Below are 13,830 nucleotides of genomic sequence, written 5' to 3'. Positions count from 1 at the left end.
GCCCGTGCCGCCGCCCCCGCCGGTCGTGGGTCCGGCCCCACCGCCGGTGCCACCGGCGGCCACGGTGGCCGAGCCGCTCGTGCTCGTCGGCGGGACGAGCAGCCAGGCCACCACCGCCACGACCAGGGTGGCGCCGACGGCCGCCGTGACCTGCTCGGCCAGCGACGCCCGGCCCAGCCACAGCCGGAACTGGCGGAACGGGGTCACGGGTCGTTCTTCCGGGGCGACGCCGGCACCGGGCCGTCCCCGCCGGCACCGACCTCCGCCCGCTCTCCCGAGCGGCGGATGGCCGTCTCCCCCGTGCCCAGGTAGCTCTCGACGACCCGGGGGTTGTTCCTGATCTCGACCGGGCTGCCCTCGGCTATCACCCGGCCCGACTCCATGGCGTAGACCCGGTCGCACAGCCCCATCAGGAGCGGCATGTCGTGCTCGACGATCAGCACCGAGCAGTCGAGCTCGTCACGGATCCGCCGGAGCAGCGGCCCGAATGCCTCCGCCTCGCGCTGGGCCACGCCGGCCGTGGGCTCGTCCAGCAAGAGGAGCTCGGGACCGGCGGCCATCTGGGCGGCCAGGTCGCAGATCCGCCTGGTCCCGGTGGACAGCTCGGAGGTCAGCGTGTCGGCCCACGGCCGCAGCCCGAAGCGGTCGATGATCTCGTCGGCCGCCATCCGGGTGCGGACCTCGGCCACCTGGGCCCACGGCGAGGCCAGCATGGCGGACACCGCCCCCACCTTGTGGTGGTACGCCATGGCCACCTGCAGCGTCTCGGTGACGGTCAGGCCGCCGAACAGCCGGGCGTCCTGGAAGGTGCGCGCCACCCCGAAAGCGGCGCGGAAGTCCGGGGGCAGATCGGCCATCTCCCGGCCGTAGATCCGCACCGAGCCGCGGTCGGGGCGGAGGACGCCGGACACGACGTTCATGAGCGTCGTCTTGCCCGCCCCGTTGGGGCCGATGAGACCGACGATCTCCCCGGGCCGCACGTTGATGTCGGGGTCGTCGAGGGCCACCACCCCGCCGAAGCGGACCTGGATGGCCTCGGTCGCGAGGACCGGGGCCTTCCCGTTCCGGCCCGGGGACGAGGCCCGCACCGGGCGGCGCGTCCCGGCGGAGAGGGCGGGCAAGGCGACCGATCCCGAGGGCAGCTCCGGGACGCCGGACGGCGGGACCGCCACCTCGGGCTCCTCCGCCGCCAGGACCGGCGCCCACGTCTCGACCAACGGGGCCCGCCGCTCGAGGTACTTCTGCCACACCACCTGGAACACCCCGGCGAGGCCGCGGGGCCACTGCAGGAGCACGACCACCTGCCCGATGCCCGCCAGGAACAGCTGGAAGCCGAGGTTGTGCCCGAAGTTCCCGAACACGCCCGACAACGAAGGGCCGATGAAGAAGGTCCCCATGTAGATGGTGACCGCCGCCGCCACCGCCCCCGCCACCGAGCCCAGCCCGCCGATCACCGGGATGGCGATGATGGCCACCGAGAGGTCGGCGGTGAACTGGTCGGGCGAGGCGACCTTCCACGCGTCGGCCCACATCACGCCCGCCACCGCCGCATACAGGCCGGACACGGCCAGGATCATCAATTTCACCGTGGCCGGCGCGATGCCGAAGGCGCTGACCGCGTTCTCGTTGTCCCTCGTGGCGATCACGAGCCGGCCCGGTCCCCACTTCCGCAGGGCGCCCGCCCCCGCCCCCCCCAGCACGAGGAGGGCCAGGGCCACGTAGTAGACGCTCAGCTGCGACGACGGTGTGCCGAGGGCGGGGCCGAGCGGGATGGGGTTGATGTTCACGAACGACTGCGAGGAGCCGACCCAGTCCTGCCGGTACAGCCAGTCGGCGCAGATCACGGCGAAGGCCATCGTCGTCACCGCCAGGGCCAGTCCCCCGACGCGCAGGGCGGGCAGACCGACCAGCACCATGACCGCCGCCCCGATCAGTCCCGCCGCGAGGATCACGGCCGGGAGGCTCCAGTGCGGGCCCCACCGCGCCGCCAGATAGGCGGCCAGACCCACCACCGCGAAGTGGCCGAGCGAGACCTGGCCCGCCCACCCGATGAGCATGGTGAGGCCAATGCCGATGAGGGCGTACACCAACACCAGGATCAGGAGGAAGCGGTGCCCGGCGGTGTCGAAGTACGGGAACTTCGGGAAGATCAGCGCAACCAGGACGGCCGCCGCTCCCATCCACACCCGCTGGTAGCGCACGAGCGGGCTGGACCGCAGCACGGCCGGGATCCTCGTCACCGGGGTCGCCTCGGCCAGTCCCCCCGTGAGGGAGAACACCCGTCCGATGGCCCGGCCGCGCAGGAACACCACGAGCAGGATGGTGACGAACACGGCCAGCTCCGCCTCGGACGCGTCCGAGGTGATGGCCGAGACGTTCTGGGAGATGAGCCCGAGCACGATGCCGCCGCCGAAGGCCGCCGGGAGCGACACGAAGGCGCCGAAGGCCGCCGCCCCGAGAGTGAGCATCAACAGGTAGGGCCCGAGCGAGGGGAGGTTGAAGCTCGGCTGGGTCGGTGCCTGCATCACGGCCGACACCGCGGACAGCCCGCCCGCCAGGCCCCAGGTGATGGCCGACACCTTGGACACCGAGATCCCGCACAGGCGGGCGGCGTCGGGGTTGTTGGCGGCGGCCCGGATGCCCTTGCCGATGGTCGTGAAGCGGAGGAACAGGGCCAGGCCGACCACCAGGATCGGCACCAGGAAGGCGGTGAGGATCCACATGCCGGTGAGCACGACCCCCCCGATGGCGGCGTGCGAGTTGAACGGCTGCGGGAACATCGGCGCCTTGGTGACGTCGGGCCCGAGCGACGGAACGAAGGTCAGGCCCAGCAGGACGAACGACAGGGCCACCGACATCAGCAGCAGCCGCACAGGCGTGGCCGCCCGCTTGCGCAGGGCGCCGATGAAGAAGCGCTCGACCAGCAGGCCGGTCACGACCCCGACCACGACGGCGAGGATGAACGCCACCCACCAGCTCCAGCCCCAGTCCAGGACCCACTTGGCCAGCAGCAGCGCCGAGAGGGTGCCGAGCTGGGCGTGGGCCAGGTTCAGGAACCGGTTGGCCTTGTAGACCAGGACCAGACCAACGGCCAGGAGCCCGATGGTGAGGCCGTTGAGCAGACCGAGGACCCAGCTCCCCACACTCATGGCAGATGTCTACTTCTCCGGCCTCCACCCGGTCCCCTTCGGGAACGCCAGGAGTTACCGAGCGGTAGCTAGGCGAGGCTCAGATAAGCCGGAGGTTCGGGTCGGCGGCCAGGTCCAGGGGGCTCGGCCCCGAGGCGTCCAGGCGCCAGGCGGCCGCCACCGCGATCATGGCGGCGTTGTCCGTGCAGAGCGAGCGCGACGGGATGAACGGTCGCAGCCCCTCGGCGATGCAGACGTCGAGGGTCCGCTCCCGCAGGAGGGAGTTGGCCGCCACCCCGCCGGCCAGGCACAGCCCCTTGACCCCGAGGTCCAGGGCGGCCCGCCGGGCCTTGGTCACCAGCACGTCGACGACCGCCTCCTGGAAGGAGGCGGCCACGTCGGCCACGGGCGCGTCGGGGTTCTTGCGCACGTAGGTGATCACCGCCGTCTTGAGCCCGCTGAACGAGAAGTCGTAGCCCTCGTCCCGGAGGGCCCGGGGGAACTCGACCGCCTTGGGATCCCCGTCGATCGACACCTGGTCGATGACCGGGCCGCCGGGGTAGCCGAGGCCGAGGTAGCGGGCCACCTTGTCGAAGGCCTCGCCGGCGGCGTCGTCGATGGTCTGGCCCAGCAGCCGGTACCGTCCCGGCCCCTCCATCAGCACGAGCATGGTGTGGCCGCCCGACACCATCAGCACCACCAGCGGGAACTCGAGCTCGGGCTCCTCGAGGAAGGCGGCGGCCAGGTGGCCCTCGAGGTGGTTGACCCCGACGAACGGGAGGCCCCACGCCAGGGCCATGGCCTTGGCCGCGCTCACCCCGACCAGGAGGGCGCCGATGAGGCCGGGGCCGATGGTGGCGGCCACGGCGTCGAGGCCGGGGCGGCCGTCCGGCCCGTTCTCGACCCGGGCCTCGAGCAGGGCCTCGGCCACCACCGGCGTGAGCAGCTCGACGTGGGCGCGCCCGGCCAGCTCCGGGACCACCCCGCCGTAACGGGCGTGAAGGTCGACCTGGCTGCTGACGACCGAGGCGAGGACCCGGCGGCCGTCCTCCACCACCGCGGCGGCGGTCTCGTCGCAGGACGTCTCGATGGCCAGGATCCGGCTCATGGGCGCGCCGCCAGCTCCTTCTCGATCCCCTCCAGCCGCTCTGCGTAGGCGGGGGTGTCGATGTCGGTGGCCCACATCACCAGGGCGTCCTCGTTGGTCTCGGAGTAGTAGTTCTTGCGGATCCCGGCCGGGGCAAATCCGAACCGATGGTAGAGGGCCTGGGCGCCGGTGTTGGCCACGCGCACCTCGAGGGTCATGTTGCGCGCTCCCCGCTCCACCGACGCGTGGGCCATGTTCAGCATCAGCCGCATGCCGACCCGCCGGCGCTGCCACTCGGGGTCGACGGCAATCGTCGTCACGTGGGCGTCCTCGGTCCCGAGCATCAGCCCGGAGTAGCCCACCACCGAGTTGCCCGTCTTGGCGACGTGATAGGCACGCGTGCCGCGCAGAGCCAGCTCGCTCATGAACAGCGAGGCCGACCACGGCCGGGGGTACACGAGGGCCTCGATGCGCAGCACCGAGCGCAGGTGGCGCCGGCGCATGGGAGCGAGCGTGATCTCCCCGCCGAGGTCAACCAGCGGCTGCTGCACCGGCTTCTCCCCCGCGCTGGCGGGCGTCCCAGTTGATCTCGGCGTCCGACCGCCGCAGGTACATCACCTCGAGCTCGGACGGGTGGACGAACTCCTCGCGCACGGCGCGGGGGTGGGCCAGCTCGACGAGTGCCCCCGGGCTGGGATAGGCGTTCCCGACCGTACCCAGCTCGACGCTGGACTCGGCGCCGAGGACGCCGGCGTAGCGCAGCGCCCCGTCCCCGATCACCAGGCAGTTCTGGCGCGTGGCCTGCAGCTCCCCCGCCACCTCCGAGGGCGAGGCCACCCGGTAGTCCGACACTCGCTGCACGCCCCCGGGCACGTGGCGGTACTTGGCGTAGTACACCTCGGCGCGACGGGCGTCGATGACCGGGACGATGAGGCGGTCGGTGTAGCGCACCCCGAACGCCAGCAGGTCGAGGCTGGACAGCCCGATCATCGGGACCCGGAGCGACTGGGCCATGGCCTTGGCCGTGGCCACGCCGACCCGCAGGCCGGTGAACAGGCCGGGGCCGGTGTCGACGGCCACCACACTGATCTCGCGCGGCTCGATGTGCGCCGCCCGGCACAGGAACTCGATGGCCGGGGCCAGGGTCTCGGCGTGGCGGCGGTCCCGGCTGGAGTGGAACTCGGCCAGCACCCCCTCGACACCGCCGAGGGCGCAGCCCACCCGGGCGGTGGCGGTCTCGATCCCGAGGATGATCACTGCTTCTCCCAGGGGGCCAGGGCGGCGCGGAGAGACTCGGCGCGCGCCGACCAGCGGGGACCCACGCCCCGCACCGACACCCAGCGCGCCTCGTCCCCGTCCTCGTCGTAGTCCATGCGCACCGACAGGTAGTCGGCGGCGAAAGTGGCCGCCGCCACGTCCCCCCACTCCACCACCGCCACCGCGCCCCCGCCGTCGTCGAGCAGCTCGGGAAGCCCGAGGTCGATCACCTCCTGGACCCGCTCCAGGCGGTAGACGTCGGCGTGGACGAGCGGGATGCGCCCGGCGTAGGTGCGCACGAGGGTGAAGGTGGGGCTGGTGATCGGCTCCTTGACGCCGAGGGCGGAGCCGAAGCCCTGGGTGAACACGGTCTTGCCCGCCCCCAGGTCCCCGGCCAGGAGAACGAGGTCACGCGGGCGGGCCAGGCCGGCCACGGCGGCGCCGATGGCGCGGGTGTCCTCGGGCGAGGCGGAGCGCAGGCGGATCAACGGACGGGCCCGGCGGCCGGGGCGGGTGCCGACGGGGCGGCGAGAGCCTGCTTGGCCCGGATGAGGTCGGCCCGCATCTCGGCCAGCACCTCCCCGCCGCTGCGAAGCGCCGCCGACGGGTGGTACGTCGGGACGACCACCCCGTGGTCGTAGGGGTAGACCCGGCCCCGCAGGCGCTTGATCCCCTCGGTCCGTTCGAGCACGAAGCGGGTCGCGAAGTTCCCGAGGGTGATCATCACCCGCGGGCGCATCAGCTCGATCTTGGCCTGCAGGTGGGGCCGGCAGCTCTCGATCTCCTCGGGCCGGGGGTCGCGGTTCCCCGGCGGCCGGCACATCAGCACGTTGGCGATGTAGCAGCCGGTGCGGTCGATCCCCATCTCCTCGGCCAGCAGCCGGTCGAGCAGCTTTCCCGACCGGCCCACGAACGGCTCCCCCTGCAGGTCCTCGTCGCGACCGGGCCCCTCGCCGATGAGCATGAGCCCGGCGCGGGGGTTGCCCACCCCGAAGACAACCTGGGTCCGGCTGCCCGCCAGGGCGCAGCGGGTACACGCCACTCCCTCGGCGCGCAGCTCCTCCAAGGTCATCCCGACGATGCTACGGCCGCCGCGCCGGCGCGGACGGCTGCCGTGGTGACCCGGGCGGCCAGGGCCCGCAGGCCGTCCAGGCGGACCTCCACCCCGCCGCCGGCGGCCTCGGTGGCGGCGGTGGAGACCACGACCAGGGCGTCCCCGTCGACCGTGGTGTGGGCCGGTTCGAGGGCCCGGGCCAGGCCGTCGTGGGCCGACTGGGCGGCGAGCAGGCAGCCGCGCTTGTCCAGCACGGCGTTGGTGGCGACCACGCCGATGGTGGTGCTCTCCTGGAACGCAGCCGGGGCGGGCACCTCGAGCAGCCGGGCCACGTCGACGACCGCGCCGGGCTCGGCCCCCGGCGCCAGCACGTCCCCGTAGGCGTTCACCGCGCACAGGGCGGCGACGACCAGTCCGCCGTGAGGGAGGGTGGCGGTCCCGAGCCCACCGGGCCGGGACCCCTCCGGCCCCCGCCAGCTGCCCACGGTCGCACCGGCGCCCGCTCCCACCGGTCCGGTCGCGAACGGGGCCCGGCCGGCGCTCGCGGCGGCGGCGTAGCCCTCGGCCGGGCCGGGGCGCACGCTGCCGTCACCGGTCCCGAGATCGAACAGCACGGCGCCGACGACGATCGGGACCCGCCCCGCACGCGTGGGGTAGCCCCGTTCGTGCTCGGCACACCACCGCGTCACGCCGTCGCACGCCGCCAGCCCGAAGGCCGACCCGCCGGTGAGCACCACCGCGTCGACGTGATCGACCAGCCGCTCGGGGGCCAGGAGGGCCCACTCGCGCGTGCCGGGGGCGCCGCCCCGCACCTCGCCCGACGCCACCGCCCCGTCGTCGAGCAGCACGACGGTGCACCCGGTCCGGGCCACCGGCTCGGTCCAGTGGCCGACCGCCACCCCGGGGACGTCGGTGAGCACGGGCTCAGGAGGGCGCCGGGCCGCCGGTGTAGCGCCGGTCGACGCGGGGCCCCACCCCGCAGAGGACCTCGTAGGAGATCGTCCCCAACAGCCGCGCCCACTCCTCGGCGGTGACGGACTCGCTGCCCTGGCGGCCGAGGAGGACCACCTCGTCCCCCGGCTGCACGGCGGCGTCGGGCCCGCAGTCGACCATGAGCTGGTCCATGGTCACCGTGCCGGCGATCGGGCAGCGCCGGCCCCCGACGAGGACCTCGGCCCCGGCCCGGGCCAGGGCCCGCACCACCCCGTCGGCGTAGCCGAGGGGCACGGTCGCCACCACCGAATCGGCCGGAAGGGGGCGGCGGAGGCCGTAGGAGAGGCGTTCCCCCGCGGCCAGCCGGCGCACCAGGGTCACCTCGGCCTTGAGACCGAGGACCGGCGTCAGATCCGCCCCGCCGGCCAGCCCCGGAGCCGGCGGGTACCCGTACAGCGAGATCCCGCAGCGGACCAGGTCGAGGCGCGCCGCCGGGTGCAGGAGGGCCCCGCCGGAGTTGGCGGCGTGCACCATCTCCGGGACCAGCCCCCTGCCCGCCAGCTCGGCGCGCACCTTGTCGAACCGGGCCAGCTGCTCTCCGGTGAACGGGTCGTCGGGCTCGTCGGCCACCGCCAGGTGGGTCCACAGGCCCTCGAACCGGAGAGCCGGCTCCGACGCGATCCGCCCGGCCAGGGCCGGGGCGTCGGCCGGGTCGGCGCCCACCCGGTGCATGCCGGTGTCGACCTTCAGATGCACCGGCACCCGCCGGGCGAGGCGGCCCCCCTCCCCCGCCGCCTCCGCGATGCCCGCAGCCGTGTAGACGGTGAGGGCCAGCCCCGCCCCCACCGCGTCGGGCAGGGCGGAGGGCGGCGCCTCGGACAGCACGAGGATCGGCGCCCCGATCCCGGCCTGGCGCAGCTCGAGGCCCTCCTCGACCAGGGCCACCGCCAGCCACTCGGCCCCTCCGGCCGTAGCCGCCCGGGCCACCTCGACCGCCCCGTGGCCGTAGCCGTCGGCCTTCACGACCGCGCACAGCCGGGCCGGGGCCACCAGCGCCACCAGGCTGGCGGCGTTGCCGGCCACGGCGTCGAGGTCGATCTCCGCCCACGCCGGGCGCATCCGCGCCCGGGTCACGGCCCCCCCTCCGGCCCGTCCCCGGTCACCAGCTCGGACAGGACGGCGGCCACCAGCTCCGGCAGGTCCCCCGCCACCAGGCCGTGCGGGAGGCCCCGCGAGCCGGCCACCCCGTGGGTGTGGGCCCCGAGAGCGGCGCCCCAGAGCGGGTCGAGCCCGGAAGCCAGGAAGGCGGCGATCACCCCCGACAGGACGTCCCCCGTGCCGGCGGTGGCCAGCCCGGGCCCGCCCGCGGCGGACAGGAGGACCCGGCCGTCGGGCCCGGCGACCACGGTCGTGGACCCCTTGAGGAGCACGACCGCGCCCGTGTCCGCCGCCAGGCTGCGGGTGACGGCCAGCCGGTCCGGGCCCGGGGCCGCGCCGGTCAGGACCTCGAACTCCCCGGCGTGCGGGGTGAGGACGGTCGGGGCCGACCGCGTGCGCAGCACGGCGCCGGCGTCGCGGCCCAGGGCGTGCAGACCGTCGGCGTCGACCAGGACCGGGACGGGGGCGTCCGCCACCAGACGCCGCACCGCCTCGGCCGTGCCCGCCGCCCGGCCCAGGCCGGGACCGACGACTACCGCCCCGCACCGCTGCACCCATTCCGCCGCGCCGGCGGCCCAGCCCTCGGCGGGGAGCCCGGTGGCCACCGCCTCGGCGGCGGGAAGGTCGGCGGGGCCGGCGCCGGGAACGGCCAGGCGGACCATGCCGGCGCCGGCGCGCAGCGCGCCCCGGGTGCAGAAGGTGGCGGCGCCCATCATCCCCGGCGCTCCCGCCACCACCCCGACTGCGGTCTTCCACTTGTGCCACTCGCGCGTCCGCCGGGGCACGCGGGCCGCCAGGTCGTCGGACCCGACCAGGCCGGCGCGAGCGCAGGAACAGTCGAGGCCGATGTCGGCCACCCGGACCCGACCGGCGCGTTCGGGCCCGTCCCCAAGGAGCAGGCCCGGCTTCCAGGCCGCGAAGGTCACGGTGGCGGTGGCGCGCACGGCTCCCGACCCGGCCTGGCCCGTGTCCCCGTCTACACCGGACGGGATGTCGAGGGCCAGCACGGGTGCGTCGGTGCGGGGGGCGTCGTACTCCCCCCGGAAGCCGGTGCCGAAGGCGGCGTCGACTACGAGGTCGGCCTCGGGCAGGGAGGGCGGCGCCGAGGCCACGTCGATCACCGTCACCCTCGCCCCCCGAGCCGCCAGGTGCCGGGCCGCCACCCGGCCGTCGTCCCCGTTGTGCCCCTTGCCCGCCACCACGACGACCCGCCGCCCGTAGGCGCCGCCGAGCAGATCCAGGGCGGCGTGGGCGGCGACGGCCCCGGCCCGCTCGATCAGCGTCTCGACCGGAGTGTCGCGCTGGGCGGCGGCGTCGATGGCGCGCATCTCCTCGACGGTCACCACGGGCTGCACCGCGCCCAACGCTACGGGCCGGGCGCGCCCAGGGCCACGATTGTGCCTAGGGCGTGCCCAGGGCCACCACTGTGCCTACGGCGTGCCCAGAGCCACAACTATGGCCGCGGCGATCAACTCGCTGTGGGTGAGCGAGATGCGCCACTCCACCACCCCTCGCTCCTCGGCCAGTGCCGCCGCCTTGCCGTACAGGAACAGGCCCGGTGCCCCGCTGCGGGCGCGCACCACCTCGACGTCGCGGAAGGGGAAGCGCCCCAGGCCCACGCCGAGGGCCTTCATCACCGCCTCCTTGGCGGCGAAGCGCGCCGCGAACCGCTCGGTCGGATCGCGCTTGCGGAGGGCGTAGGCCCGCTCGGCGTCGGTGAAGACCCGCTCGGCCAGCCGGGGGCGGCGGGCCAGGACGGTGCGGAACCGTGGCACCTCGGCCACGTCGATGCCGATCTGGACGATCGGGCCGGTCATTCGACCGTGACGGTCTTGGCCAGGTTCCGGGGTCGGTCCACGTCGTTGCCGCGCATCTTGGCCAGGTGGTAGGCGAACAGCTGAAGCGGCACCACTGCCACCACGGGGGCGAACAGCTCGTGGGTCTCCGGCACCACCAGGGCGAAGTCGGCCTGGGCGGCGGTGGCCTCGTCACCCTCGTTCACCACCAGCACCACGGTGGCACCCCGTGCCCGGATCTCGGCGATGTTCGAGAGCATCTTGTCGAGCAGGTGCCCGCGCGTGGCCACCCCCACCGCCACGGTGCCCGGCTCGATGAGGGCGATCGGCCCGTGCTTCAGCTCCCCCGCCGGATAGCCCTCGGCCCGCAGGTAGGCGATCTCCTTGAGCTTGAGCGCCCCCTCGAGGGCGACCGGATACCCGACGTGGCGACCGACGAAGAAGAAGTCGCGCACGTCGGTGCAGCTGCGCGCCACCGCCTCGACGTCGTCGGCGCACGCCAGGGCGGCGGCGACGCGCTCCGGCAGCTGCTTGAGCTCCTCGACCAGGCGCGCCACCTCCTCGGGGTACAGCGTGCCCCGCAGCTGGCTCAGATAGAGGGCCAGCACCTGCATCACGACCAGCTGGGCCAGGTGGGTCTTGGTGGCGGCCACGCCGATCTCGGGTCCGGCGCGTGTGTAGAGCACGGCGTCGGCGGCCCGGGCCATCGACGAGTCGATCACGTTGGTGATCACCAGCACCTTGGCCTTGCCGAGCCGGGCGTGGCGCATGGCCTCCATGGTGTCGACGGTCTCCCCGGACTGGCTGACACCGACCACGAGGGTGCTGGCGTCGAGGACCGGGTCGCGGTAGCGGAACTCGCTGGCGATGTCGATCTCCACGGGCAGCTTGGCCCAGTGCTCGATGGCGTACTTGGCCGCCAGCCCGGCGTAGTAGCTGGTCCCGCAGCCGACGACGAAGACCTTGTCGATCTGGCGCAGGTCGTCGTCGGACAGGCGGCTCTCGTCGAGGCGCAGGGTCCCGTCGGGCTGCAGGCGCCCGACGAGGGTGTCGGTCACGGCCCGGGGCTGCTCGTGGATCTCCTTGAGCATGAAGTCGGCATAGCCGCCCTTCTCCGCCTGCTCGAGGTCCCAGTCGACGCGCAGCTGGAGCGGCTGCACAGCGGAGCCATCGAGGGCGGTCACCCGGATGTCCCCCGGGCGGACCTCGACCACCTGGTCGTCGTCGATGGCGTAGATGTCACGGGTCTGGCCCAGCACGGCGGGGATGTCCGAGCCGACCAGTCCCATGGCCGGCGTGCGCCCGACGATCAGCGGGCTCACCCGGCGGGCGGCCACGATCAGCTCGGGCTCGTCGGCGTGGATGACCGCCAGGGCAAAGGCCCCGTCGACCTGGGCCATGGTGGTCCGCACCGCCTCCAGGAGTCCGGTCCCCCGGTCCAGGTGGGACTCGATGAGATGGGCCAGCATCTCGGTGTCGGTCTCCGACACGATCGTGTGCCCTTGGGCCTCCAGCTCGGCCCGCAGGGCCAGGTGGTTCTCGATGATCCCGTTGTGCACGAGGGCCAGGCGCCCCGAGCAGTCCCGGTGGGGGTGGGCGTTGTGGTCGTCGGGACGGCCGTGGGTAGCCCACCGGGTGTGGCCGATGCCCGCCCGGGTGCCGGCCGGCGCGTCTCCCACCACCCCGGCCAGCTCGGAGAGCTTCCCCGCCCGGCGCCGCATCCAGATCCGGCCGTCGGCCTGGAGGGCCACGCCCGCCGAGTCGTAGCCCCGGTACTCGAGGCGCCCCAGTCCCTCCATGAGGATCGGCAGCGCGTCGGTCGAGCCGGTGACCCCGATGATCCCGCACATGGCCAGCCAGGCTACGCCCGCCCGGCCGGGGCTCAGGCCACCCCGAGCGCCTGCTCGACCACGTGGCAGAGCCGGTCCACGGCGGAGGCGGCCGTGCCCGGGTCGTCGGCCTCGACCATGACCCGCACGACCGGCTCGGTCCCGCTGGCCCGGAGGACCACCCGGCCCCGGTGACCGAGCGAGCGCTCGGTCTCGGCCACGGCGTCCCACACCGCCGGCGCCTCGTCCAGGCGGGACAGGTCGGCCACGCGGACGCTGCGCAGCTCCTGGGGCATCCGGGTCATCGACTCGGCGGCCAGCTCCCCGAGGCTCCGCTGCCGCCGCTGGACCAGGTCGAGGACCTGCAGCCCCGTCAGCATGCCGTCACCGGTGGACGCCAGGTGCCGGAAGATGATGTGGCCCGACTGCTCCCCGCCGAGCACCCAGCCGTGGGTCTCCATGGCCGCCAGCACGTGGCGATCCCCGACCGGGGTCTCGTGGACGGCCAGGTCCGCCGCCTCCATGGCCCGCCGGAAGCCGAGGTTGCTCATCACCGTGACCACCACGGTGTTGCCGGCCAGCAGGCCCCGGTCGCGCAGGTCCAGGGCGCTCATGGCCATCAGATGGTCGCCGTCGACCAGGCGGCCCCGCTCGTCCACGGCCACGACCCGGTCGGCGTCCCCGTCCAGGGCCAACCCGACGTCGGCGCCGGCCGCCACCACCGCCTCCTGGAGGGACTGGGGGTGGGTGGACCCGCAGCCGGCGTTGATGTTGACGCCGTCGGGCGCGGCGCTGAGGACCGTCACCTCGGCGCCCAGCGACTCGAGAAGCCCGGGGGCCAGCCCGCTGGCGGCGCCGTTGGCGCAGTCGACGACCACCCGCAGGCCGGTGAGGGTGCGCCCCGCCAGGCTCTCCCGCAGCCGGTCCAGGTAGCGCCGCCCGGCGTCCTCGTCACCGGTGATCCGCCCGACGGCGTCCCCCGAAGGCAGCTCGTGGGAGCCGGCCGGGCCCGCCAGCACGGTCCCGAGCTCCGCCTCGATGCTCCGCTCGATGTCCTCGTCCAGCTTGGTGCCGCCGGGGCCGAGCAGTTTCACCCCGTTGTCGGGGAAGGGGTTGTGGGAGGCGGAGATGACCGCCGCCGGCAGGCCTCGACGCGCCGCGATGCAGGCCACGCCGGGCGTGGGGATCACGCCCAGGTCGACAACGTCGGCGCCCTCCGAGGCCAGCCCGGCCGAGAAGGCGGCCTGCAGCAACGGACCGGAGCGGCGGGTGTCCCGCCCTACCAGGAAGGTGTCCCGCCCGAGGATGCGGGCGGCGGCGCGGCCGATGGCCAGCGCCAGCTCCGGGGACAGCTCGGAGTTGGCGACCCCGCGGACCCCGTCGGTTCCGAAGGCCAGGCGCATGCGGCCTTAGCGCTTCGAGTACTGAGGGGCCTTGCGCGCCTTCTTGAGTCCGTACTTCTTGGACTCCTTCTTACGGGGGTCACGGGTGAGCAGGCCGGCCCGCTTGAGCGGCTCCCGCAGGTCGGGCTCCAGCTCGGCCATGGCCCGGGCGATGCCCAGGCGCAGGGCGCCGGCCTGACCGGACA

14 protein-coding genes are annotated in these 13,830 nt (G+C 74.3%); all 14 read right to left on the bottom strand.

Going from position 1 to position 13,830, the window contains the following annotated elements; translation table 11 throughout:
* Positions 1–207: hypothetical protein (locus tag VFW24_07545; GenBank protein HEX5266611.1), on the bottom strand; the 207-nt coding region annotated here is incomplete at its 3' end.
* Positions 204–3,149 (bottom strand): ATP-binding cassette domain-containing protein, encoded by a 2,946-nt coding sequence (locus VFW24_07540; protein ID HEX5266610.1) that lies wholly within the window; start codon positions 3,147–3,149, stop codon positions 204–206. The genes VFW24_07540 and VFW24_07545, both read right to left, overlap by 4 nt.
* 79 nt (positions 3,150–3,228) lie before the next feature.
* Entirely contained in the window at positions 3,229–4,236 is a 1,008-nt protein-coding gene (tsaD, locus tag VFW24_07535) for a tRNA (adenosine(37)-N6)-threonylcarbamoyltransferase complex transferase subunit TsaD (protein ID HEX5266609.1), read from the bottom strand.
* Positions 4,233–4,766, bottom strand: a complete 534-nt coding sequence (rimI, locus tag VFW24_07530) for a ribosomal protein S18-alanine N-acetyltransferase (GenBank protein HEX5266608.1) — start codon at positions 4,764–4,766, stop codon at positions 4,233–4,235. Before rimI ends, tsaD begins: the two co-directional genes overlap by 4 nt.
* Positions 4,747–5,472: a tRNA (adenosine(37)-N6)-threonylcarbamoyltransferase complex dimerization subunit type 1 TsaB gene (tsaB, locus tag VFW24_07525; protein HEX5266607.1), complete on the bottom strand. Its 726-nt coding sequence runs from the start codon at positions 5,470–5,472 to the stop codon at positions 4,747–4,749. Before tsaB ends, rimI begins: the two co-directional genes overlap by 20 nt.
* A complete protein-coding gene (gene tsaE, locus VFW24_07520) occupies positions 5,469–5,960 on the bottom strand; it encodes a tRNA (adenosine(37)-N6)-threonylcarbamoyltransferase complex ATPase subunit type 1 TsaE (protein ID HEX5266606.1) in 492 nt (163 codons plus the stop codon). Before tsaE ends, tsaB begins: the two co-directional genes overlap by 4 nt.
* On the bottom strand, positions 5,957–6,544 hold the full coding sequence (locus VFW24_07515; protein HEX5266605.1) for a uracil-DNA glycosylase: 588 nt from the start codon (positions 6,542–6,544) through the stop codon (positions 5,957–5,959). Before VFW24_07515 ends, tsaE begins: the two co-directional genes overlap by 4 nt.
* Entirely contained in the window at positions 6,541–7,446 is a 906-nt protein-coding gene (locus VFW24_07510) for a P1 family peptidase (protein HEX5266604.1), read from the bottom strand. Before VFW24_07510 ends, VFW24_07515 begins: the two co-directional genes overlap by 4 nt.
* A gap of 4 nt (positions 7,447–7,450) precedes the next feature.
* The gene (gene alr / locus VFW24_07505; GenBank protein HEX5266603.1) at positions 7,451–8,593 is read right to left on the bottom strand and encodes an alanine racemase; all 1,143 of its coding nucleotides are present in this window, start codon (positions 8,591–8,593) and stop codon (positions 7,451–7,453) included.
* Positions 8,590–9,972: an NAD(P)H-hydrate dehydratase gene (locus VFW24_07500; protein HEX5266602.1), complete on the bottom strand. Its 1,383-nt coding sequence runs from the start codon at positions 9,970–9,972 to the stop codon at positions 8,590–8,592. The genes alr and VFW24_07500 overlap by 4 nt, the downstream gene beginning before the upstream one ends.
* 75 nt (positions 9,973–10,047) lie before the next feature.
* Entirely contained in the window at positions 10,048–10,434 is a 387-nt protein-coding gene (locus tag VFW24_07495; protein HEX5266601.1) for a holo-ACP synthase, read from the bottom strand.
* Positions 10,431–12,263 carry a glutamine--fructose-6-phosphate transaminase (isomerizing) gene (gene glmS, locus VFW24_07490; GenBank protein HEX5266600.1) on the bottom strand — a complete coding sequence of 611 codons (1,833 nt, stop codon included), beginning with the start codon at positions 12,261–12,263 and terminating at the stop codon, positions 10,431–10,433. Before glmS ends, VFW24_07495 begins: the two co-directional genes overlap by 4 nt.
* 32 nt (positions 12,264–12,295) lie before the next feature.
* Positions 12,296–13,645, bottom strand: coding sequence for a phosphoglucosamine mutase (gene glmM / locus VFW24_07485; protein HEX5266599.1), 1,350 nt, complete (start codon positions 13,643–13,645; stop codon positions 12,296–12,298).
* A 6-nt stretch (positions 13,646–13,651) separates the two neighbouring features.
* Positions 13,652–13,830 (bottom strand): 30S ribosomal protein S9 (rpsI, locus tag VFW24_07480; GenBank protein HEX5266598.1); only part of this gene is annotated, 179 nt, incomplete at its 5' end.

It is taken from the genome of Acidimicrobiales bacterium (genome assembly GCA_036273495.1).
In the GTDB taxonomy this organism is placed as follows: Bacteria; Actinomycetota; Acidimicrobiia; order Acidimicrobiales; family JAJPHE01; genus DASSEU01.
The sequence above is the reverse complement of the archived record's forward strand: the minus strand, read 5'-3'. Positions and strand labels throughout refer to the sequence as shown.

Excerpts from the sequence above, each read along its gene's own strand:
- VFW24_07540 (HEX5266610.1), bottom strand. The coding sequence starts at position 3,149 with ATGAGTGTGGGGAGCTGGGTCCTCGGTCTGCTCAACGGCCTCACCATC.
- tsaD (HEX5266609.1), bottom strand. The coding sequence starts at position 4,236 with ATGAGCCGGATCCTGGCCATCGAGACGTCCTGCGACGAGACCGCCGCC.
- VFW24_07495 (HEX5266601.1), bottom strand. The coding sequence starts at position 10,434 with ATGACCGGCCCGATCGTCCAGATCGGCATCGACGTGGCCGAGGTGCCA.
- VFW24_07515 (HEX5266605.1), bottom strand. The coding sequence starts at position 6,544 with ATGACCTTGGAGGAGCTGCGCGCCGAGGGAGTGGCGTGTACCCGCTGC.
- glmS (HEX5266600.1), bottom strand. The coding sequence starts at position 12,263 with ATGTGCGGGATCATCGGGGTCACCGGCTCGACCGACGCGCTGCCGATC.
- glmM (HEX5266599.1), bottom strand. The coding sequence starts at position 13,645 with ATGCGCCTGGCCTTCGGAACCGACGGGGTCCGCGGGGTCGCCAACTCC.